This window comes from Brucella rhizosphaerae, from assembly GCF_002252475.1.
In the GTDB taxonomy this organism is placed as follows: Bacteria; Pseudomonadota; Alphaproteobacteria; order Rhizobiales; family Rhizobiaceae; genus Brucella; species Brucella rhizosphaerae.
This window is the reverse complement of record NZ_NNRK01000020.1, coordinates 1-20,739: the sequence shown is the minus strand read 5'-3', so window position 1 is coordinate 20,739 and position 20,739 is coordinate 1. Positions and strand designations below refer to the sequence as shown.

Genomic DNA, 20,739 nt, shown 5'->3' with positions numbered 1-20,739 from the left:
CGTGACGCCTATGTCGCCATGACCCGGCATCGCGACGGGGCGCAGCTCTACGCAGCCCAGGACGAGTTTACCGACCGGCAGGCGGGCCGCCTGGTCGAGCATGGGGCCGCGCCCTTCGAGCATGACCCGCAGAAGTCTGGCAGCTATTTCGTGACGCTGGAAAACGACAAGGGCGAGCGGCGCACCACATGGGGCGTGGACCTGGAACGCGCCATGTCGGAGGCCGCGCCCGAGACCGGGGAGAAGATCGGCCTTCAGCATATCGGCGCTACCCCCGTCACCCTGCCCGATGGCACCGAGACGCTGCGCTATGCCTGGAAGGTGCGCGGTGCCGGCGAGCTGGCCTATGAGCAGCTAGAGCGGCGGCTGTCGCGGTCTGGCGCGAAGGAAACCACGCTCGATTATACCCGCGATTTTGCCGAACGGCGCGGGATCGCGGAGCAAATGGGCGTCCGTAGCGAGATCGAAATTCCGGCCGAGCGCGCCGGGCTACGTGCGGAGCGAGAGTCGACGGCCGGGGATCATGCCCTTGATCGGAGATCCTCGCAAAAAATCCGCGCGGATCTCGGGCAGGATCGTCGTGCAGATCCGCGCGAGGATCTCGCCGGCGATCGACAGCAGCGTCGCAATCCGTTTGAGGGCCTGAAACTCGGGCGCGGCGCGGCGGCCGAGAGCCGCGAGCCAGACCGCGCCGGCGAGGATGGCCCGCAGATCGACCAGAAACGGCCGCAGCAGGCCGAGAAGCAGCGGCGCGGTATGTTTGCCGGCCTCAAGCTCAATGCGCGTCCTGCGCCCTCGCAGGAGCGCACAGAGCGGCCGGAAAGGGAAGGGAGCTTGCGGCAGGCGCCGGCGCCCGACCGGCTGGCCGAGCGGGCGCGGGGGCAGTCGCCGCTTGAGGCGGCTGTTGACCGCTATTCGCGGGCTTATGAATCGGTCGTGCAGCACCGGCGCGGGGGCTTGCCGGTTCTCGACATGCAGCGGCAGGAAATGCGCGATGCCGGCCAGCAGCTCGACCAGGTGCAGGGCGGCATGAAAGATTTGATGCGCTCGACGCTGCAACATGATCCGGCGACGGCGCGCGCCATGACCGAGCTTTCCGGTCGGGAGCGTGTCGCGCAGGTCATCGACGGGATGAAGCGCGAAAACGCCGCGCTGCAGGACCCGAATGTCAGGGCCGAGCGGTTCGTTGAACGCTGGCAGGAGCTACAGGGCCAGCGCCGGGAGCTTCGCGGTTGGCAGCATGACGACGCCCGCGCCAAGGTCGAAAGCCAGATGAGCAGCCTTGCCAAGAGCCTTGAACGCGACCCGCAGGCGGAATCCCTCGTGCGCAATCGCAGCCGGGAGCTTGGAATCGGGCAGGAGCTTCGCCGGGAACAGAGCATTGCCCGCGCGCTGCAAGACGAAATGACACGCGGCCACCGGCATAGTCGGGGTATCGGAATGGAAAGGTAGGCACGGAGAATATGGCGGAGCTGGACGACGACAGGGAAGAAATCGAGCCGGAAGCACTGGACGAGGACGCCGGCGACCCGGCCGCAGCCTTCGACGCGCTCCGGCGCACGATTGAGACGCAGGGCGCGCAGATCGGCGCGGAAATGACCGTGATGCGGCGCGGGCTGGAAGCTGCTTTCGACCAGCTCGAACGGATCGAGCCACAGGCCGATTACAAGCCCCAGCTCGCCCAGCTCGTGCAGCAGCTCGGCGTTGTCGCGGAGCGCCTGCACGGCGTAGAGCAATCGCCCATTCTCCGGCAGGGCGCGCAACACTATGCGGCCGCCCTCGAGCGCAGCGGCGAGGCCCTGATACGCACCGCCGCGCAGCAGCTCGAGCGGCAGGCGTCTGACCTTGAGCGCGCCTGCCGGAACCTCGCCGCCCACACGAAAAGCGCCTACGACCGGAAAGGTCAGGATTTTCGCATGTCGATGGCCGGCCTTGTCGGGCTGTTCGTCGGCATATTCCTGATTTTGCTGCTGCCACGCTTCCTGCCCTTTTCGGCCGACAGCCATGTTGCCAGCCTGGTCATGGGGTATGATCGCGTCAGCGCCGGCCGTGCCATGATCGAGGCGGCAGACCCGAAGCGCGCGGAGGCCATCGTGACGGCCGGGTGGGTCTATGAGACGAACCGCGCGGCGCTGGATAAGTGCATTGCGGATATGTTCCAGAGCCAGACGGAGCAGCGTTGCCCGGTTGTCCTGCCCGTAGTCGAGAGCAATTCGCGCCGGTAGAGGTGTTGCAAATAGGGGTTCCGTGGACATTTCTGCAATAAAACCCGCTAAGGGAAAGCTAAGTTGTTTGGGTTGAAACGGTTAGCGCGGATCGGCCTGAAGCGTTCGAGGGGGGCCGTCAATTTCGTTCCAGAGATAGTCGCTGGTGAGTGCGATATGGGCCTAGGGAAGCGGTGCGACCTGGGAGAGCAGTTCGGCGGGAATATCGATGCTCTGGGTGCGAACATAATCGACAGCGCGGCTGCGATAGACTGTGTTCCACAGGATATCCCTTCGGCCCGTGATGACCGCAATGGGGGCCGAAGGCTGACTTTGCTTGGTTAGAGTGTCAGCATTTCTCGCCTTGGCCGCCGCAAAGATATGGCTGCCATACTTTGTCAACAGGGCCTAATGTCGATTGGTCCTAGGCCTGACCCCGCCCATCTAATCATAAGACTTCCAGCCAACATGCTCACTCCAATCGCGAGGAGGAGGGGGCCGGCGAACTCCTCGGCCACTGTACCCGACGTCGAGGAAACCGATAGCAACATCAGGCTGAATTCTCCCCCGTTGGCCAGGATGACTCCGGTCCGCAATGAGGTCTGAAGCGCTTCGCCGAATAGTCGGGCGACGACGAAAACAATCAGCGTCTTTCCGCAGAGTATTATTGCAAGCCAGACCAGCACGGCAGGCCATTGAGATGGAAGGATCCAAAGTGGCAATTGAGTCCCGATACCGATAAAGAAAATCCCGACAAACAAGTCGCGAAAGGGCCGGATCTCGTTCTCGACAGCATGGCGCGCGTCGCCCTCGCCGATGATCATACCGGTCGCGAATGCGGCGAGCGCCGGAGAAAGGCCAGCAGATGTCGCGACGATCGTGGACCCAAGCGCAATGGTAAGTGCGAGGAGTTGGGCAAGCTCCGGATCGCCACGCAACGCGACCCAACGGGCAAGTACCTGCAACGGACCTCGGGCAATGAACAGAGCAGCAACCACTGCCGTTGCACTGGCGATGACCGTTATCACGCCATACCCTTCGGCGGCACCACTCATTGCATCGTGCAGAAGCAGGAACGCGACGGCTGCCAAGTCCTGAAACAGAAGCACTGCGATGGCCAAGCGCCCATGAGCCGATCCAAGAGCGTTCGCGCCTGCGAGCACCTTGAGGCACATGGCTGTGGATGACATCGCAACGGCCCCGCCGATGAGGATTGCGGAAACTGGTGCGAGATCGAAGACCAAACTCGCTACCAACGAAACCGTTATCGTCGTGACTGAAACCTGTACAGCCCCAAGACCGAAGACATGCTTCCTGAGTGTTACGAGCTTCTCGAAGGAGAATTCCAGACCAAGTGCGAACAGCAGGAGTACGACTCCGATTTCGCCAATACTGCTCAGGGCAGCGCTCTCCGCAATCAGGCCGAGGCCAGCGGGTCCAATGACTATACCGGCAAGAATGTAGCCGACGATGCTAGGCACGCCAATCCGTGAACATATCGTCACGAGTACGAACGCGGCGCAAACCAACAAGGCCGCACTTTCGATAAATCCAGTCACGCCATGCATGTTCTTCTCCTGATATCATGTCGCAGTAAATGCCAATACTTGTATACTCTAAACGTGCGACCGCGCCCACTGCGCTATCTGCGCGGCAGGCATTACACCGCTCGTCCTCGCGATTTCCTTGCCGCCCCTGAACAAGATCATGGTGGGAATGCCGCGGATCCCGTAACGGTCGGTGATCTGCTGTTCGGCTTCGGTATCGAGCTTGCCGAGACGGAACTGGGGTTCGAGCGAACGCGCCGCAGCCTCGAACTGAGGTGCCATCATCTTGCATGGCCCGCACCATTCCGCCCAGAAATCGACGAGCAGGGGCAGATCGGCATCGGCGTGTCGGTCGAAACTGGCGGCGGTCAGTGTGACTGGCCGGCCCTCGAACAGGGCGGCGCCGCAGCGGCCGCAGCTGGGGTTATCCGTCAGTCGTTCCTGCGGAACGCGATTGACGGAACTGCATTTCGGGCAAGCAACGGTGGGCATTCTGTTCTCCCTTTGAGTGTCGTTTCGGAGGGGCAGGCAGGGCGGCGCCGTTCAGCGCGAGGTCGTGGCCCGCCGGGCCTCTCGGTGGCGGGGTTCGGGCAGGTATTCGACGCCGCCGCCCAGACGGCGGACGGGCTGCGGATAGAGGGTCATCAGCTCGAGTATTTCCTCGGGCATGTCGGTCCGTACCGGCAGCCCCATCTCGCGCGCCTCTTCCGCAGAGATATGGTAGTCGTGCGTCCAGGTGCCGGTGGCCAGCTGCGCCGCCAATGTCGCCGCCTTTTCCTCGTCCATCTTGTCGGTCAGGAGCCGTCGCGCTACGGTCTCGACTTGGGCGATCGCCTTTCGACCGACATCGGCCAAGACCAACCTCTGGTCGTCGATTTCCGTGATCGGCTTTTGCTCGACGACCCTGATGAGTGAAGCCGCGGGCATTTGGCCGAGTTGCGGATCGATCGGGCCCAGCACGGAGTGGTCGCACATCACGATCTCGTCTGCGGCCAGAGCGATCAGTGTTCCCCCCGACATGGCGTAGTGCGGCACGAAAACTGTGACCTTGCCCTTGTGTCCCTGGATGGCGCGAGCAATCTGCGTGGCAGCGAGGACCAGTCCGCCGGGGGTGTGCAGCACGATGTCGAGCGGCATTTCGGCGTCCGTCAGCTGGATCGCGCGCAGGACTTCCTCGGAGTCGTTAACGTCGATGTAGCGAACCAGGGGAAAACCTAGGAGGTTCATCGTCTCCTGCCGATGGATCATCAGGATCACCCGGCTTCCGCGCATCCTCTCGATTTGAGCGATCTTCCGAGTGCGCATCGCCTCCAGATACTTCCTCTGCAGTGCCGGCTGCAGTGCGGAGACGATGAAGAACAGCCAGAGCAGTTGCATCAAATCCATGGATTTCCTTTTCCTTTCCTTCGCCCCGTTCCTGACGGAGCAGTCGGCCCGCGGCGGCCGCCCACCGAAGGACCACCGGCGCACGCTGGACGGCATCTTCTGGATCACCCGAACCGGCGCGCCGTGGCGTGACCTGCCCGAGGAACTCGGGAAGTGGAACTCGGTCCACCGCCAGTTCCGGCGCTGGACCACCTCCGGCATCTGGGACGTGCTGTTGCAGGCGCTCGCCGACAGCGGCGGCGAGGCCGACATGCTCCAGATGATCGACAGCACCATCATCCGGGCGCACCACTGCGCTGCCGGAGGAAGGGGGGGACCCAAAGTCAGGCTCTCGGCCGCTCGCGCGGCGGCTTCTCGACCAAGCTCCACCTGCGTGCCAATGCCGATGGCCTGCCCATCAGCGTCGTGCTGACGCCCGGCGAGGCCCACGACCTAATCGCCTATGACCACCTCATGGCCGAGCGCGACAGCGATCCCGGCGTGCTGCTCGGTGACAGGGGCTACGACAGTGACCGCCTGCGGCAGGATGCGCGCGACCGGGGGGCCCAGCCGGAGATCCCGACCAAGCGGAGCCGCAAGGTGCAGCACAGCGTCAACCGACGCCTCTACGCCCTGCGTTCCCGCATCGAGTGCTTCATCAACCGTCTCAAGAACTGCCGCCGCGTGGCCACCCGCTACGACCACACCGCTTCCAGCTTTCTCGGCTTCGCCCTGCTCGGCTGCATCCGCTTATGGATCAGGTTCGTCCACGCGGCCTAATGGGGTGAAAAAGCATACACTCCTGAGCAAAGAGAGGGGCGCGACGCGCCCCTCTTACGCCCTATCCAGCGGTTTCAGAACAACTTGGACAGCTTTGCCTTGATTTCATCGAGCCAGCCTTTTCCGCCGCCTCCCCCAGCCGTCTTTTGCTTGACTTTCCTGAGTTCAGCATACAGGGGCTCAAAGTCCTTCTTCTTTCCATAGCCCAGCAGTTCTGCCATTTCCAACTGCTGCCGCGCTTCGTTCAAGAATGTCTCCAGGCGCTCATTGGACGCTTCGCTCCGCTGACTATCTTCTACCAAGGTCTCGGCGCGCTTCAGGAGCAGCCTGGCGCGCAGGGCGGGCAGCGGATGCACGCTGCGCGTCTCGACCAGCGTGCTGAGCGCTGCCTGCAGCGCGGCTTTGGCTTCTTCAATCTTGCCCTGATCGATCAGCGGCACGACTGACTTCACGGCTGCGGGATAGGACGCCAGAGGGATGTTGGTGACCGCGATCACGATTTCACTGGCCAGCAAAGCCAGCACGTGACGTGCCTGTTGCACCTCGCCATGTTTGAGGGCATCCAGCGCCTCGTCGGTCATCGCCTCAATGGTTTCCGTGTTGGCGAACAAGTCGTGCACGATGGTGCGCACATCAACGGGGGCCAGGGCAAGTGTGGGTTCGCGCGCAACAATCAGCTCCAGCTTTCCAGTCACTTCGGCCAGCATTGCCAATGCGCGTGCAGCGTCCTTGCCGTCAAATGCGGCCAGCGCTGATTTGGTCAGCGCCAAGGCCGAGACGGCCTCATCGAGGACTTGTCTACGTTTGTCTGCCGCCTGCGAGTCCGTTTCCTTCTGAACCTCAGGCTGTACCTCCGTGACGACTTCAGGCTTGGCCTCTGGACTGACAGGAAGGCTGCTTACCGCGGCCTGTTCGTTTATTTCTTTGTTCGTCGCATTGGGATTCGATGTTTGCTCATTCATGGTGATATGCCTCGTATGAGTTAGTGAAAATAGGCGAATCTATTGGGGCTGACTGCGAACATCGCGAGACTGACCGACCGAACAGTCGGCCCCTTCATCACCTCAAAACAGCTTTTGGAGGCGCGTCTTCAACTCGTCGAACCATCCCTTGCCTCTTTTGCCACCAGCCGACTTTTGCTCAATGGACTTCACCTGATCGAAGATGGGTTTGAAATCCGCCTTCTTGCCATAACCCAGGATCTGCGCCATCTCGATCTCCGTGCGCACGGACGACAGCAAGGTGCTGAGCTCCTCGTTCTGCTTGGCATCGCGCTTGTCGGTCTCGGCCAGCTTTTCAGCTTTTGCCATCGCGGCTTCAGCCCGTAGCACGGGCAGAGGAAAGGCGACCGAGGTCACCACCAGCGTGTTCAGTGCTCGGGCGAGTTCCGCCTTGGCGTCGTCGATCTTGCCGCTGTCGATGAGCCGTGCGGCCGACTTGATCGCTGCCGGGTACGTTGCCATCGGCAGGTTGTCGGTTTCGATCACGATTTCGCTGGCCAGATTGGCGACGATGGGCCGGGCCTTTTGCACCTCGCCATCACCCAACAACTCCCGAGACAACTCGACCGCTTTCTTCACCGTTTCCACGTTGGCGTGGATATCGTGGGTGATGACGCGTACATCGACCGGCGCCAAAGCAAGTTTGGCGTCGCGTGCCAATACCAGTTCCAGCTTTCCGCTGGCCAGTTCCAGCGCAGCGAGCGCCTCCTTGGTCTTCTTTGCATCAAGGAGTGTCAAAGCCTCCTGGGTCTTGGTGAGCGCCGTGATGGCGTCCTGAGTGAGCTCAGCACGCTTTTTTTCGGCTTCCCGGGCGGCCTTGTCATCTACCTGTGGCTGCGCCGCCTTGGATGCGGCAGAGGGTGCTGCAGCACCTGGGCTAGAACCTGCCGCCGATTGGGCCTGAGCCGGTCCGCTAAGTCCGACGACGACCGCCAGGGCAAGTGCGGAGAAGGTTGATTGGGGCTGTTTGATATTCATGATCTTGGGCTCCTAATTAAAGTTAGTTGACTGAGATTTCAATCTGTTTCGGTTTGGCTTGCTCGGCCTTGACAAGCCGCACTTCCAGCGCGCCGTCTTTCATCGAAGCCGTCACCTTGGTCGAATCAACGTTGTCAGGCAAGACAAAGTTGCGCACAAAGTGACCTGCCACTGAACTTTCATCCAGCGGCGATTAGAGTCTCGACCGTTTCTGTTACGCCGTTGGGCGCGGGTTGAGCAACGGGCGGAGACGCGAAGCCCTTATCGAGCGAAGCGTCGGAGCCGGTTGCGGTAAGGGTTCCGGCGAAGGCCGCCGGGGTCTGGTATCCGAGCGAGGAGTGCGGTCTCGCGGTGTTGAAGTCCTGCCTCCATTCGGCGATGGCGCTGCGGGCGTGGTCGAGGCCGAAGAACAGGCTCTCGTTCAAGAGCTCATCGCGCATCCGGCCGTTGAAGCTCTCGACGTAGCCATTCTGCATGGGCTTTCCGGGCGCGATGTAGTGCCACTCGACGCGATGATCCTTCGACCAGGCGAGGATCGCGTTCGAGGTGAACTCCGTGCCGTGGTCGGAGACGATCATGCCCGGCTTGCCGCGTCGGGAGATCAGGTCCGTCAGCTCACGAGCAACGCGGCGACCGGAGATCGACGTGTCCGGGATCGCTGCCAGGCATTCGCGCGTCACGTCATCGACGATGTTGAGCACACGGAAGCGCCGCCCGCAGGCGAACTGATCGTGCACGAAGTCCAGCGACCAGCGCGCGTTCGCCCTTGCCTCGACCAGGATCGGCGCCCGCGTGCCCACCGCGCGTCGCCGCGCCCGGCGCTTGCGCACCGTCAGGCCCTCCTCGCGGTAGAGCCGGTAGATCGAGCGCATGTAGCTGGCCGTCATCCCGTCGTCTTTCTTGCAATTGTCACACCCGTCCACGCCGGAGGATCAGAGGCGGGGAAGGATTCGAGCGAGGCTTCGAGGACCGGATCGAAACTCTCCCTGTCGCTGGTAGACGGGTCGGCCGTGCTCTCATGCTGGACGCCTCTTGAGAGGCGGCGATCGGGGCGGAACGGGACCCGGAAGGCTCCCGGGGCATCGACGCCCCTGTGCAGCCGGTGGCGCGTCTCACCCGCCCAAGGGTTCGCCATCCGGGCTCCCCCAGCGTCCTCGCGCACGACATAATGCCAGTCCTGCCGCTCTGCGAAGTCCACGGCGCTGTCGCGATCCGGAAACTTCAGCCGGATCGGACGATAGGGATCGCTGCTGGACGTGTATCCCATCAGCGGCTCGATCTGCGGCGGCCGGGACGGCTCGAACTCGAGGACCCAGTAGTTGGGCCGAGGCGCCGATGTCATCGCGGAACGGGCAGGACGGTAGATGATTGCCGTCGGCACGTCCCAGGATGGCAGATCGGTTCCGGGAATTTTCGGCGGGAATGGTGGGCGATTATGGCCGCGCATATCAGTTCTCCCGGGTGTCGGTGGATACGAGAAGGTGACGTTCGAGATCGTCGAGTTTTTCCATTCGCCTCGAATTCAGGCGAACGGCGCGTTCGGTGTTCTGCGAAGGAAAGGCAGCAGCGTGCAGGACGTCCGACCGCATCGCTATCGTGAGATCGGCGACGGCATTCATCACGCCCTCTCCGTCCCCGTCCGAGAGCGTGCCGTCAGCAAAACCGGACTGCAAGCTCTCCAGTACCTGCTCGAAGCTGGACACGACCCCTGCACTCGCAACCACAGCCAGCTTGTGGCTGAGAACACGCAGTTCATCGATCAGCTTCGCATCGTGCCTTGCGGTTTCCACGATCTCTGCGACCTTCTCGATGCAGGCCATGTAAATGTCGCATTGCTGCTGGAGGATGATGACCCTTCCTTCCTTGCGAAGCTCGAGATCGGTCTGGCGATTGAGAAGCGCCGCGGTCAGAATGATCGTGACGACAGCGCCGAGGAAGATGAGCGTCATCTCCTGCGCGAAAGGCAGTATGTCTTCGGCAAGATACATCGAACGAAAAACGAAAACGATGCCGATGCCCAAGGCAGCGGCCGCAGCAGCAAATGCCAAGTCAGGCAGGCGGTTCGACATCAGCACCTCGCATTTTCGGTGTCAGGTGGCATGCACGGCTTCGCATCGGCGTCCGGCGCCTCTGCGTCCCGGTGCCGCAGGAAGATTGGCGTCGGACCGCTGCCGAACGGATTGAAGCCGGTGCTCAGGCAACGGTCGAAGATCGTTTCGTCCCATCGGGTGAAATCGTCCTCCTCGCCGGCAAGTCGCCCGTCATCCACCACAGGGCACCTCACGCCTTTGCCGATGGGGGAGCGTTATCGAAGGCCGCACCGTCCGAACGATCCCCCTTGCGAAGCCGTAGCCCGAGGAGGATCATCATCCCCCCGAAGACCGCGGCGTAGAAGCCGATCAGCCAGCCGAGCGCGAGGAAGCTTTCGACCGGGCGCGTCAGCAGCATCCAGGTCACGACGACACCGAGAACGACCGAGAGAAGGCCGCTCAGGATCAGCCAGATTTCGCCGTTGATTTCCTTTCGCAGGCGGATCGCTGCCGCGATCTCGAGGGCACCCGAGAACACGGACCAGAATGCGATGCTGGCCCAGAGGAATGTCGCAAGCACAAGCGTCGCGACAAAAGGCGAGACAACCACGACGACGCCCGTGGCGATGCCTAGAATGCCGCTGAACATCAGCCAGCCCCAGCGTTCGCCCTTGCGGATGTTACGTATCGCGGCGACGAGGCCGAACACGCCGTCGGCAAAGGCGAACGCGCCGAAGACCAGCGTGAGCGCCAGAAGCGATTCCGCAGGCATGACGAAGGCTAGCACTGCGATGATCAATGCGAGCACGCCGCGTAACACGAATGCCCACCAATTCCGGGACAGGCTGCACAGCATGTCCTGCATCTTGTCGGTCGGGTTTTCAGAGGCTATGGTCATTGGTCGATCTCCTATTCAGTTCCATGTCAGGTGTCGGAGCCGGCCTCCTCGCCGGTTAGGGCGGCGGCCACGCGGCGGCGATCCTCGATCGGCTGAGGCAGACGCCGCGTGTGAGCGATTTCCCGTTCGATGGGCGCGCGGCCTGATGGATCTCTGACCAACCCGGCTTCGGCAAGCCTCGCGCGTAGTGTCGCGCCCGCATTTTCTGCGATCTCGGCGACCATTGTCTCGGTCAGGCCGAAAAGGTCTGCCGTCTCCGCGATCGTAGCGTTGTCGAGGTAGAGCCGATAGAGAACGCGGCGTTCGACCGGCGGAAGATCGGCGATTGCCCGGTGCAGCACCATGGCGATCTTATGCCGATCCGCTTGGCTCTCGGGGTCTGTGCCGCCGTCGTCGGCGAGGAGGTCCTCCAGCATCAGCACTTCGTCGGGCTGGTAGAACTCGAACATCGCCTGATCCGCCTCGGTCGGATCCTCCGCCGGGGCCTCGGGTTCCGCCTCGATGGAGGCGGCATCCTCAGGCACGGCGCGGCGCGCGGCGCGCGCCTCGGCCTCGATGGTCTCGAAAGCCAGTTTCAGCAGCCAGTCGCCTATGGAAAACTCGGTGGGCCGCTGCTCGAACCTTTCCAGTCCCTTGAGGATCGTCGCATCGACAAGATCGCGAACGCTGAGGTAACCCTCCGGTACCGATCCGCTGCATTCGAGATAGGTCAACTCGCGCCTGACGGTGTCATAGATCGTATCGAGATGATCCTCGATCAGCTCAAAGAAGAGCTGGCGCCGGTCCGCTTCCGCCGCATCCCGCGCGGGCGGCAGCGGGGCGCCGATCCGGCGCCGGCGGGCGGGACGCTTGTATTCAGGCTCGTGCTTGAGGCGCGCCACATGCCGATCGACCTGGTGGCGCAGGTCGGCAAAGGCCTTGCGCAGGACAGGCTCGATCTCGAATCCATCTTCCCGCGCCGCGATCACGCCCGACGGCAGTTGCAGGCGCAGGCTGACTTTGATGCGCTTCTTGCCCCTCGTCTGCGAGGCAACGACTTCGAGCCGGACCAGATCCTCGCGAAAGCGCGCAAGGTGCGGTTCAAGTTGCCGCAATTCTTCCTCGATGACCTCAGGCGCGCGCTGTTGGCCGTGCCGGTCGAGATTGCGGAATGATCTAATGACGTTCATGCCGTGGACCTTCCTATAACTCTCCGAAGAGATGGTCCGGCGCGACCGATATCGCGCCGGGCCAGTCTTTTGCGCTGTCACTCGGCGGACTTGTCGTCCTTGGACTGCACCTCATCCCCAACGCTGGGCTTCGGAACGTCCGTCTTGTTTTCGGCAACTTCGCTGGGCTCCTCGATCCCGGCCTTGGCCTGATCGTCCGGGCTGTCGTCACCGGTGTCCTTTACGATCTTTTCGAACACGACCCTCTGTTCGTCTTCCGACCAGGCGACGCGGACCTTGTCACCATCCTCGATCCGCCCGGAGAGCATCTCGCGGGCCAACTCGGTCTCCAACTGCGACCGGATCAGCCGGCGTAGCTCGCGGGCACCGAATTCGGGACGGAAGCCGACCGCGCCGAAGTGATCCACGACGCTCACATCGAGTTCGAGTTCGACGCCCTGGGTAAGGGCGGTCCGCTTCACCCGGTTGAGCTGCAACTCGACGATCTGGCGGATTTCCGACTGGTTCAGCGAGTGGAAGACGATGATCTCGTCGATCCGGTTGATGAACTCTGGCCGGAAATGACCGCGCAACACCTCCATCAGCTCGGACTTCTGCTTGGCCTCGTCGAACTCACTGCTGCCGCGTTTCGTGAGGTTGCGCTGGATGATGTCCGAACCGAGGTTCGACGTGGCGATGATGATGGTGTTGGTGAAGTCCACCACGCGCCCCTTGCCGTCGGTCAGCCGACCGTCGTCGAACACCTGCAACAGAATGTTGTAGACATCCGGGTGCGCCTTCTCGATCTCGTCGAGCAGCACGACCGAGTAGGGCCGACGGCGCACCTTCTCGGTCAGTTGCCCGCCTTCGTCGTATCCGACGTAGCCGGGAGGCGCGCCCACCAGCCGGGCGACCGAGTGGCGCTCGCCATACTCCGACATGTCGATGCGGATGATTGCGTCCTGATCGCCAAAGATTACTTCGGCGAGCGTCTTGGCCAGTTCCGTCTTGCCAACCCCGGTCGGCCCGAGGAAGAGGAATGTCGCGGTCGGGCCGCGTCCCTCGCGCAGGCCCGCGCGCGCCAGCCGCACAGCATCGGCCACGGCGCGGATAGCCTCTTCCTGGCCGATGACGCGCTCATGCAGCTTGTCTTCGAGCTTCAGAAGCTTGTCCTTCTCCTCGGCGGTCAGCTCGGTGACCGGAACGCCGGTGATCTTGGAGACGATCTGCGCCACATGATCGGCGCGCACCTCGGCGGTCGCCGAAGCCTGGTCGCGCTTCCAGATTTCCAGAAGCTCGTCCAGCTCCTTCTGCTTCTGCTCGAGTTCCTTCTTCAGTTCCGCTGCACGGTCGAATTGCTTGCGGGCTGCGGCATAGTCCTGCTCGCGCTTGATCTGCGCGGCTTCGGCCTCCAGCTCCTGGACTTCCACGGGGCGCGCCGTGGCGCTGATCTTCACCCGTGCGGCTGCCTGATCGATCAGGTCGATCGCCTTGTCGGGCATGAAGCGACCGGTGATGTAGCGATCCGAAAGCTCGGCCGCCGCAACGATGGCCTCGTCGGTGATCGTCACCTTGTGGTGTGCTTCCAGCGTGTCGCGGAGCCCCCGCAGGATCATGATGACCTGAGCTATCGTGGGTTCCTCGACATAAACCGGCTGGAACCGTCGCTCGAGCGCCGCGTCCTTCTCGATGTATTTCTGGTACTCGTTGAGCGTCGTCGCACCGATCAGGTTCAGCTCGCCCCGCGCCAGCGCCGGCTTGAAGGTGTTGGCGATGTCGAGACCACCTTCGCCACCGCCCTGGCCGGCGCCGACGATGGTGTGGATCTCGTCGATGAACAGGATCAGGCTGTCCTTCTCCTCGGTGATCTCCTTGAGGATCTTCTGGACTCGCTCCTCGAACTCGCCGCGATACTTCGACCCGGCCACCATCGAGTTGATGTTGAGCTCGACCAGCCGCTTGTCGCGCAGCGCCTCGGGCACTTCGCCCGCGACGATCCGTTGGGCAAGTCCCTCGACGATGGCGGTCTTGCCCACGCCGGGCTCGCCGATCAGCACCGGGTTGTTCTTTTTCCGGCGGGCCAGCACTTCGATCGTCGTCTCGATCTCGCGGGCGCGGCCGATGACGGGATCGAGCTTGCCCTCGCGGGCGAGCTTCGTCAGGTCACGGCTGAACTGGTCGAGATCGGGCGTGCTGGAAGGCGCCTCCACGCGGCCCTCCTCGGCTCCCTTGCCCACGACCTTGGTCACCTGCTGGCGAAGCGCCTGCGGCGTCAATCCGTATTTGCGCAGGATCGACGCGGCCAGGCCTTCACCTTCCTCGGCAAGGCCGATCAGCAGGTGCTCGGGACCGACATAGGAATGGCCGAGTTCGTTCGAGGCGATGAAGGCCCGGTTCAGCGCGTCCTTGAGGCGAGGACTGACGCCGATTTCGCCCTCCGCCTTGGCCTCTCCACGCTTCGCTTCCTTCTCGATCTGGTGCCGCAGATCGTCCACATCGACCTTGAACTGTTCCAGGATCGTCTTGACGACGTCAGACGAGGTCAATGCCAGAAGCAGATGTTCGGTATCGACCTCGCTGCGCCCGAATTCCCCGGCCTTCTGTGCGGCATCCTGCAGCAGCTTGTTGCCCTGTTCGCTCAGCCGGTCGGCGATGGTGCGTCCGCCGCCGCGCCGCGATCCACGCCGCGGCGCGCCCTCGCCGAAAGTGGCGTCGACGACAGCGTCATTGCCATCACCCATGGAGCCGAGCGTGCCGCCTCGCAGCGGACTGTCACCAAAGAGGCTGCCGAAACCGCTCTCGCCGAAGAATTCGTCAAGAAGGGAACGCCGTCCGAACAGGGACTCCAGCGGCGAGGCGCTGCGCCCCGACCGGCGCGCCATTTCGCTGTAATGCTGGTCGCAAAGCTCCATGTTCTGAACCCTGCCGTTCACCGAAGCGCGCACGCGCGCCGTCGCCGGGCGACCGCAAATATCGCAAGTTCCGTTTGCCATTTTTCCTCTCCGTTTCTTTATCCAGTCAGGGTTGTCCGCGATCATCTGCGTCAGTGACGGTGTCAGGCAGCGACCGCTTCCGTTCTTTTCATCTTGGACCCAATTGCCACCAGATCGGGCTCGTCCAGTGTCTCGCGTTGCAGGAGATCCTGCGCGGATTGCTCGAGCAGCGCCCGGTTGGCTTCGAGAAGCGAGAGGGTGCGCTTGAACACGCCATCCCCGATGTCGCGCACCTTCGAGGCCATCCGCTCGGCAGTGGCCTCGCTATAGCGGCGGTTCAGCCACGACGACTGGTCGCCGGTGCCGAGAAAGCCTGGCCGATCGCTGTCGTAGCTGACATGCCCGAGGCCTTCGTCCATCCCGTACCGCGCGACCATGGCGCGGGCGATATCGGTAGCCTTGACCAGATCGTCGGCCGCCCCGGTCGAGACATGATTGTAGATGATCTTCTCGGCCGCGCGCCCGCCAAGCAGGACTGCGATCTTGTTCTCCAGCTCCTCCCGCGTCATCAGGAAGCGGTCCTCGGTCGGGCGCTGGATAGTGTAGCCGAGCGCGCCAATTCCGCGCGGGATGATCGAGACCTTGTGCACCGGGTCCACCCCCGGCAGAGCCATCGCCACAAGCGCGTGCCCCATCTCGTGGTGCGCCACGATCTCGCGCTCGCGCGGGTTCAGAACGCGGTTCTTCTTTTCCAACCCCGCGATGATGCGCTCCACGGCATTGTTGAAGTCGTCCATCGTCACCGCATCGGCCTTGCGGCGCGTGGCGAGCAATGCTGCCTCGTTGACGAGATTGGCAAGATCGGCGCCCGAGAAGCCGGGCGTGAGCGCTGCGACCTTCTCGGCATCGACGTCCGGGACGAGCTTCACCTTTTTCATGTGAACGCCAAGAATCTGCACACGTCCCTTCTTATCCGGCCGATCCACCAACACCTGCCGGTCAAAGCGTCCGGCCCGCAACAGCGCCGGATCGAGAATCTCCGGGCGATTCGTGGCCGCAAGCAGCACGATGCCGACTGATGGGTCGAAGCCGTCGAGCTCGGTCAGAAGCTGGTTCAGCGTCTGCTCACGCTCATCGTGGCCGCCAGCGACCTGGCCGGAGGAGCGCGCCCGCCCGAGAGCGTCGAGTTCGTCGATGAAGATAATCGCCGGCGCGGATTTCCGAGCCTGCTCGAAGAGATCGCGCACCCGCGCGGCACCGACGCCCACGAACATCTCGACGAACTCTGATCCCGAGATCGAAAAGAAGGTCACGCCGGCCTCACCCGCCACCGCGCGCGCCAGCAGCGTCTTGCCGGTGCCCGGCGGCCCAACGAGCAATATGCCTTTGGGGATATGTGCGCCCAGCTTTCCGTATTCGGCCGGGTTCTTGAGGAACTCCACGACCTCCTCGAGCTCGGCCTTGGCCTCGTCCACACCGGCCACGTCGGCGAAGCTGACGCCGGTTTCTTTTTCCATGTAAACCTTGGCCTTGCTGCGGCCGACCTGCATGAACCCGCCGAAGCCCTGCTTGTCGGCGAACTTGCGGAACAGCAGCATCCAGATTCCGAAGAAGATAAGCGCTGGCGCCACCCAGGAAATCAGCGTGCCGAGAAAAGTGTTTTGCGGAACGCCAGTGATCTCGATACCTGACCGGTCTATCCGTTCCAGGATTGCGGGATTCACTACGGTCGTCACGAACTGCTTCTTGCCGTCGACCGGTTCGGCGAAGGTGCCTGTGATAGTGTCTGACCCGACCGCGACAGAGGAAATTTTCCCGTCAGCGAGATACTTCTCGAACTGGCTGTAGCTGATCGGTGCGACGGATTGCCAGCCGGCGATCAGGTTCTGGATGAAAAGCACGGCTATGAAAGCCACCACCCAGTACCAGATGTTATATTCGGTCTTCCTTTCCATGCCGCTTGTCCCTTTCACTGGCGCCCGAGCCGCGCCTTGATCCGCTCGAGCAGCGCCAGCAGGGCGCGCCTTTCGTCCGCCGACAGATCCTGGAAGATTTCATGTTCGAGCGCCGATTGCCGCGGCGCGAGTTCCTCCAGCATCGCCCGGGCCTTCGACGTTGCCGTGACGATCTGCGCCCGCCTGTCGTCGGGCGAGGGCGACCGCTCGACCCAGCCGCCCCGGACCATGCGATCGACGAGCTGGCCGGCTGTGGCCTGGCCGACCTCCAGCAGGTCGGCCAGATCGCCGATGGTCAGCCCAGGCGCATCCTCGACATGCGCCGCCGCCATCCAGGACAGGCGGGTCAGGCCGCTGCCGCGGATGTCTTGGTCGATCCGCTGCTGGATGAGCTGCGCGACCCGGTGGATCGTCGTCCCGATCAGCGCGATGTCCGAAGAGATCATGGTTATCCTTCCGCCGATTGCATGGTACACAGGAGAAACCGCCCCCCATCCAAAACGCAATGCACCCATCATACATGCTTGCATAATAAATGGAACGGCCTATCTTGATAGGCGTTCTCCGAACCCACATCCGGCCGGCACCGTTGCCCGGTCCCTCCATGCCGACGGTTCGGGGGTATCGATCAGCAACAGGAGGCCAGCAATGCTCTACCCGACATATCTGCGCAGCAGCGATCCCTTTGCGCTGATGCGCTCCATGATGCGCGATCTCGACCGCGGTTTCTGGCCGCCGTCCCGCGCGGCGTTCCCGGCGGTAAATGTCTGGCAAGGCCCTGAGGCCGTTGCAGTCACCGCTGAACTTCCCGGCATCGAACCGGGCGACATTGAAATTTCGGTCAAGGACAACGTCCTGACGCTTTCGGGCGAACGCAAGGCGCCCGAGGTTCCCGACGGTGCGCGCTGGCACCGCAACGAACGCAGTTTCGGCAGGTTTTCCCGCACTATCCGCCTGCCGTTCGCGGCCTCGGATGACAAGGTCGAGGCGAGGATGACGAACGGCGTATTGCGGATCGTCATCTCCCGGCCCGAGGAAGAAAAGCCGAAGAAAATCGAGATCAAGGCAGCCTGAGAGGAGCTGGAACGATGAGCACCGACATCACGCAAGCCGCCGAAAAGACGCCGACCGACTCGCCCGAGACCACCGGCGGCGGACGCATCTACCGCCCGTTGACCGATATCGTCGAGACCGATCAGGGTGTCTCCATGATGCTTGAAATGCCTGGGGTCGCCGCCGATGCGATCGAAATCACGCTCGAAAATCGTGTGTTGACGATCCGCGGCAAGGTTGACCCGGTGCGGCCGAAAAACCTCGAACTTGCCTATGCCGAATATGGCGAGGGCGATTTCGAGCGTGCCTTCACGCTTTCCGAGGACTTCGACCCCGACAGGATCGAAGCCGAGATGCGAGGAGGCGTCCTAACTTTAACGCTCCCCCGGGCCCCTGAAGCGCAGCCGAAAAGGATCGCCGTCAAGGGCGCCTGAAAACCTAAGGAGACCAATCATGCAGATTAAAGACCTCATTCCCTGGGCGCGCAAGGACAGCACGCCAGATGCGAAGAGCAGCCAAGACAACCCGATCGCGACGCTCCAGCGCGAAATGAACCATGTGTTCGAGAGTTTCTGGGATCGGGCCGGTCATTTCGAATGGCCCTTTGGCAGTGGAGAGACGAAGTCCGACGTGGTTGAGACCGACAACGCGATCGAAGTGTCGATCGAACTGCCGGGCATGGAGATCAAGGACATCGAGGTGACGGTCAACGATGACATGTTGACTGTGAAGGGGGAGAAGAAGATCGAGCGCCAGGAGGAGAAGAAGGGATACTACCTCTCCGAGCGCAGCTACGGCGCGATCTACCGGACAATTCCGCTCCCCCCCGGCGTGGATGGCGAAAAGGCGCAAGCATCCTTCAAGAACGGGGTTCTGACGATCAAGCTGGCACAGACTCCCGAGGCGCAGGCCAAGGTCAAGCGCATCGAGGTCAAGAACGGCTGATTTGCCACATGGGGTGTCGCCGGTTTGCGGCGTCCCCTCCGCTCCGTGCGATATCGCACCGTCTGGCAAAGCCCCGGGGAGCTTGTCTCTCCAGGGCGGCTTTCGAGAGGCAATCATGAAAGACTTGCAACGATCTGGGCTGACCCGTGAACAATGGTCGGCGATGACGCTCTACGAGAAGTTCGAGCAAGTTGTCATTCTCGTCCTCAGCGTCATCATTGCGGCGATCGTCGTGGCGTCGGTCTGGGCGCTGATGCGCGAAGTCGTGAACCGCTTGCTTCTGGGGGCATTTGACACTCTCGACTACGCCACCTTCCAGGTGGTGTTCGGCATGGTCTTCACCGTGGTGATCGCGCTCGAGTTCAAGCGCTCCCTTCTTGTTGCGACCGAACGCAGCTTCGGGATCCTCCAAGTCCGCACGATCGTGCTGATCGCGCTCCTCGCCATCGCGCGCAAATTTATCATCCTCGACCTTGGCGAGACGGAGCCAGCCAAGATTGCCGCCCTTGCGGGCGCGGCTCTTGCGCTCGGAGCAGTCCACTGGCTGGTGCGCGATCAGGACCGGCGCGAAGAGTCCGGTGCTAAAAATGCCGAAGGCGATCAGTGAGCCGAAGCGTTTTCGTTCGACTTGTTTCATCAACCTCTGCCGCACTCATCATCATAATTGTTTAGCAGAAATTTTTTATCATGCCGAGCGTTGCGCTGGGTCGGTTTGCCGAGCCGCGCGCCGTCGCTTCCCGCGGAGACTTGGCGGCGTTCGAACAAAGCACCATCACAGTTTTCAACGCCACTCGAGACAGTGCGTCTCCATCGCGACAACCGAGCGTATAGTCGATCCCTAAACCCGGAGTGCCTATGACGGTCCGCGTGGGAACGGCTCGCGGTTCATTTGGGACGAACTCTAATCAATTTTTCGGCCCACTCATAGTACCCATGCGCCGAAGACCGCTGGATTTTCTAGCGCGCGCAATCCTCTGATGAAGTATGCTGTGACGGCTGTTCAGTCTGCGGGCTGAGCGAGGGTTTTCTCGACCTCGGGCAGTTTTTTCCACTGCCAGGGCAGGAGTTCGTGCAGGCGTGATACGGGCAGATCGGCGATGCGGGCGAAGACATCGGCTAGCCAGGCTTTCGGATCGACGTCATTAAGACGGCAGGTCATGATAAATGTGAGCATGATGGCGGCACGATCGGCCCCGCGCTGTGATCCGGCGAAGGTCCAGTTACGGCGCCCCAATGCGATACCTCTCAGCGCTCTTTCTGCGGCATTGTTTGTAAGGCAAATTCTGCCGTCTGCGATGAAGCGTGCAAAGCCCTCCCATCGTTTGAGCATGTAATCCATGGCCTTGACCACATCGGATGAACTGGACAGTGTAGCACGCTCTTTTATTAGCCATTCATGCATATCATCGAACAGCAGCTTGCTCTTTTTCTGCCGCTCTTTGACCCGTTCTTCAGCGCTCAGTCCATTGATCTGCCGCTCAATGTCAAACAGTGCATCGAAACGCCTAACGGCTTCAAGCGCAATGGGCGATATTGGCCTGCCATTCCGCTTACGATCCCGGGCGCTTTTCTCAATATCAGCCAGTTCAAAGAATTTCCGTCGTGCATGTGCATGACAAAAGGCGAATGTAATCGGGATCTCTTTCATTTGCGCGACCGCAATCGGTTCAAACCCGTTGTAGCAATCCGTTTGCAGAATGCCGCCGTATCTGGCCAGATGCTTCTGCGGGTGCGCGCCGCGCCGATCACCCGAAGCATAATAGACTGCCGCGGGCGATGCCTGGCCATTGAATGGTTGATCATCTCTCACATAAGTCCAGATGCGTCCGGTTGTGCATTTGCCTTTCGCCCGGATGGGAATGGTGGTGTCATCACCGTGAAGTGGACTTGTCCCGCTTTATT

General features: G+C 62.1%; 19 protein-coding genes and 3 pseudogenes. 7 read left to right on the top strand and 15 right to left on the bottom strand.

Features of this window, described 5'->3' with window-relative positions:
- The first annotated feature begins 18 nt into the window (after window positions 1-18).
- Window positions 19-1,452, top strand: a complete 1,434-nt coding sequence (locus CEV32_RS24025; protein ID WP_328587909.1) for a hypothetical protein — start codon at window positions 19-21, stop codon at window positions 1,450-1,452.
- Window positions 1,453-1,463: 11 nt separating this feature from the next.
- Window positions 1,464-2,225: a DUF6118 family protein gene (locus CEV32_RS04520; RefSeq protein WP_235818716.1), complete on the top strand. Its 762-nt coding sequence runs from the start codon at window positions 1,464-1,466 to the stop codon at window positions 2,223-2,225.
- Between the two features lie 377 nt (window positions 2,226-2,602).
- Here the strand turns inward: CEV32_RS04520 and CEV32_RS04510 are convergent, their stop codons facing one another.
- From CEV32_RS04510 to CEV32_RS04500, 3 genes are read right to left on the bottom strand one after another with little or no spacing between them, the layout of a single operon-like run.
- On the bottom strand, window positions 2,603-3,772 hold the full coding sequence (locus CEV32_RS04510; RefSeq protein ID WP_094574600.1) for a cation:proton antiporter domain-containing protein: 1,170 nt from the start codon (window positions 3,770-3,772) through the stop codon (window positions 2,603-2,605).
- A gap of 48 nt (window positions 3,773-3,820) precedes the next feature.
- A complete protein-coding gene (trxC, locus tag CEV32_RS04505) occupies window positions 3,821-4,243 on the bottom strand; it encodes a thioredoxin TrxC (protein WP_011982916.1) in 423 nt (140 codons plus the stop codon).
- Window positions 4,244-4,294: 51 nt separating this feature from the next.
- Window positions 4,295-5,137 (bottom strand): SDH family Clp fold serine proteinase, encoded by an 843-nt coding sequence (locus CEV32_RS04500; protein ID WP_094574598.1) that lies wholly within the window; start codon window positions 5,135-5,137, stop codon window positions 4,295-4,297.
- Between CEV32_RS04500 and CEV32_RS04495 the strand changes: the two genes are divergently transcribed.
- Window positions 5,136-5,896, top strand: a protein-coding gene (locus CEV32_RS04495; RefSeq protein ID WP_374883688.1) for an IS5 family transposase whose coding sequence is annotated in 2 segments (ribosomal slippage) — window positions 5,136-5,442 and window positions 5,442-5,896 — 762 coding nt in all. Because the reading frame shifts where the segments join, the coding sequence is not laid out codon by codon here. The two genes, CEV32_RS04500 and CEV32_RS04495, sit on opposite strands and share 2 nt — an antisense overlap.
- Window positions 5,897-5,970: 74 nt before the next feature.
- Here the strand turns inward: CEV32_RS04495 and yfdX2 are convergent.
- The 11 genes and pseudogenes from yfdX2 to CEV32_RS04435 form a co-directional block, all read right to left on the bottom strand.
- Complete coding sequence (gene yfdX2, locus CEV32_RS04490; RefSeq protein ID WP_094574596.1) at window positions 5,971-6,858, bottom strand: heat resistance protein YfdX2; 888 nt, start codon at window positions 6,856-6,858, stop codon at window positions 5,971-5,973.
- A 102-nt stretch (window positions 6,859-6,960) separates the two neighbouring features.
- Complete coding sequence (yfdX1, locus tag CEV32_RS04485; protein ID WP_094574594.1) at window positions 6,961-7,875, bottom strand: heat resistance protein YfdX1; 915 nt, start codon at window positions 7,873-7,875, stop codon at window positions 6,961-6,963.
- A 22-nt stretch (window positions 7,876-7,897) separates the two neighbouring features.
- A pseudogene (locus tag CEV32_RS04480) lies at window positions 7,898-8,041 on the bottom strand (Hsp20/alpha crystallin family protein); the annotation flags it as partial.
- Window positions 8,042-8,054: 13 nt separating this feature from the next.
- Window positions 8,055-8,744: pseudogene (locus CEV32_RS04475) on the bottom strand (IS3 family transposase); the annotation flags it as partial.
- Between the two features lie 14 nt (window positions 8,745-8,758).
- On the bottom strand, window positions 8,759-9,322 hold the full coding sequence (locus CEV32_RS04470) for an NADH dehydrogenase ubiquinone Fe-S protein 4 (RefSeq protein ID WP_094574592.1): 564 nt from the start codon (window positions 9,320-9,322) through the stop codon (window positions 8,759-8,761).
- Window position 9,323: 1 nt separating this feature from the next.
- Entirely contained in the window at window positions 9,324-9,944 is a 621-nt protein-coding gene (locus tag CEV32_RS04465) for a hypothetical protein (RefSeq protein ID WP_037094075.1), read from the bottom strand.
- 211 nt (window positions 9,945-10,155) lie between these two features.
- Entirely contained in the window at window positions 10,156-10,803 is a 648-nt protein-coding gene (locus tag CEV32_RS04455) for an HdeD family acid-resistance protein (RefSeq protein WP_094574590.1), read from the bottom strand.
- A 26-nt stretch (window positions 10,804-10,829) separates the two neighbouring features.
- The gene (locus CEV32_RS04450) at window positions 10,830-11,972 is read right to left on the bottom strand and encodes a sigma-70 family RNA polymerase sigma factor (RefSeq protein ID WP_094574588.1); all 1,143 of its coding nucleotides are present in this window, start codon (window positions 11,970-11,972) and stop codon (window positions 10,830-10,832) included.
- A 77-nt stretch (window positions 11,973-12,049) separates the two neighbouring features.
- The gene (locus tag CEV32_RS04445; RefSeq protein ID WP_094574586.1) at window positions 12,050-14,944 is read right to left on the bottom strand and encodes an ATP-dependent Clp protease ATP-binding subunit; all 2,895 of its coding nucleotides are present in this window, start codon (window positions 14,942-14,944) and stop codon (window positions 12,050-12,052) included.
- A 62-nt stretch (window positions 14,945-15,006) separates the two neighbouring features.
- A complete protein-coding gene (ftsH, locus tag CEV32_RS04440; RefSeq protein WP_094574584.1) occupies window positions 15,007-16,839 on the bottom strand; it encodes an ATP-dependent zinc metalloprotease FtsH in 1,833 nt (610 codons plus the stop codon).
- A 14-nt stretch (window positions 16,840-16,853) separates the two neighbouring features.
- On the bottom strand, window positions 16,854-17,285 hold the full coding sequence (locus CEV32_RS04435) for a MarR family winged helix-turn-helix transcriptional regulator (protein WP_003603275.1): 432 nt from the start codon (window positions 17,283-17,285) through the stop codon (window positions 16,854-16,856).
- Window positions 17,286-17,487: 202 nt separating this feature from the next.
- On the opposite strand from CEV32_RS04435, the gene CEV32_RS04430 reads away from it, so the two are divergent.
- From CEV32_RS04430 to CEV32_RS04415, 4 genes are all read left to right on the top strand, one after another.
- The gene (locus tag CEV32_RS04430) at window positions 17,488-17,913 is read left to right on the top strand and encodes an Hsp20/alpha crystallin family protein (protein ID WP_094574582.1); all 426 of its coding nucleotides are present in this window, start codon (window positions 17,488-17,490) and stop codon (window positions 17,911-17,913) included.
- Between the two features lie 14 nt (window positions 17,914-17,927).
- Window positions 17,928-18,326: an Hsp20/alpha crystallin family protein gene (locus tag CEV32_RS04425; protein ID WP_012754153.1), complete on the top strand. Its 399-nt coding sequence runs from the start codon at window positions 17,928-17,930 to the stop codon at window positions 18,324-18,326.
- A gap of 19 nt (window positions 18,327-18,345) precedes the next feature.
- Window positions 18,346-18,837: an Hsp20/alpha crystallin family protein gene (locus CEV32_RS04420; protein ID WP_094574580.1), complete on the top strand. Its 492-nt coding sequence runs from the start codon at window positions 18,346-18,348 to the stop codon at window positions 18,835-18,837.
- A 163-nt stretch (window positions 18,838-19,000) separates the two neighbouring features.
- The gene (locus CEV32_RS04415; RefSeq protein ID WP_445433062.1) at window positions 19,001-19,444 is read left to right on the top strand and encodes a phosphate-starvation-inducible PsiE family protein; all 444 of its coding nucleotides are present in this window, start codon (window positions 19,001-19,003) and stop codon (window positions 19,442-19,444) included.
- Window positions 19,445-19,837: 393 nt separating this feature from the next.
- Here the strand turns inward: CEV32_RS04415 and tnpC are convergent.
- Window positions 19,838-20,719, bottom strand: a pseudogene (gene tnpC / locus CEV32_RS04405) (IS66 family transposase); the annotation flags it as partial.
- Window positions 20,720-20,739 lie beyond the last annotated feature (20 nt).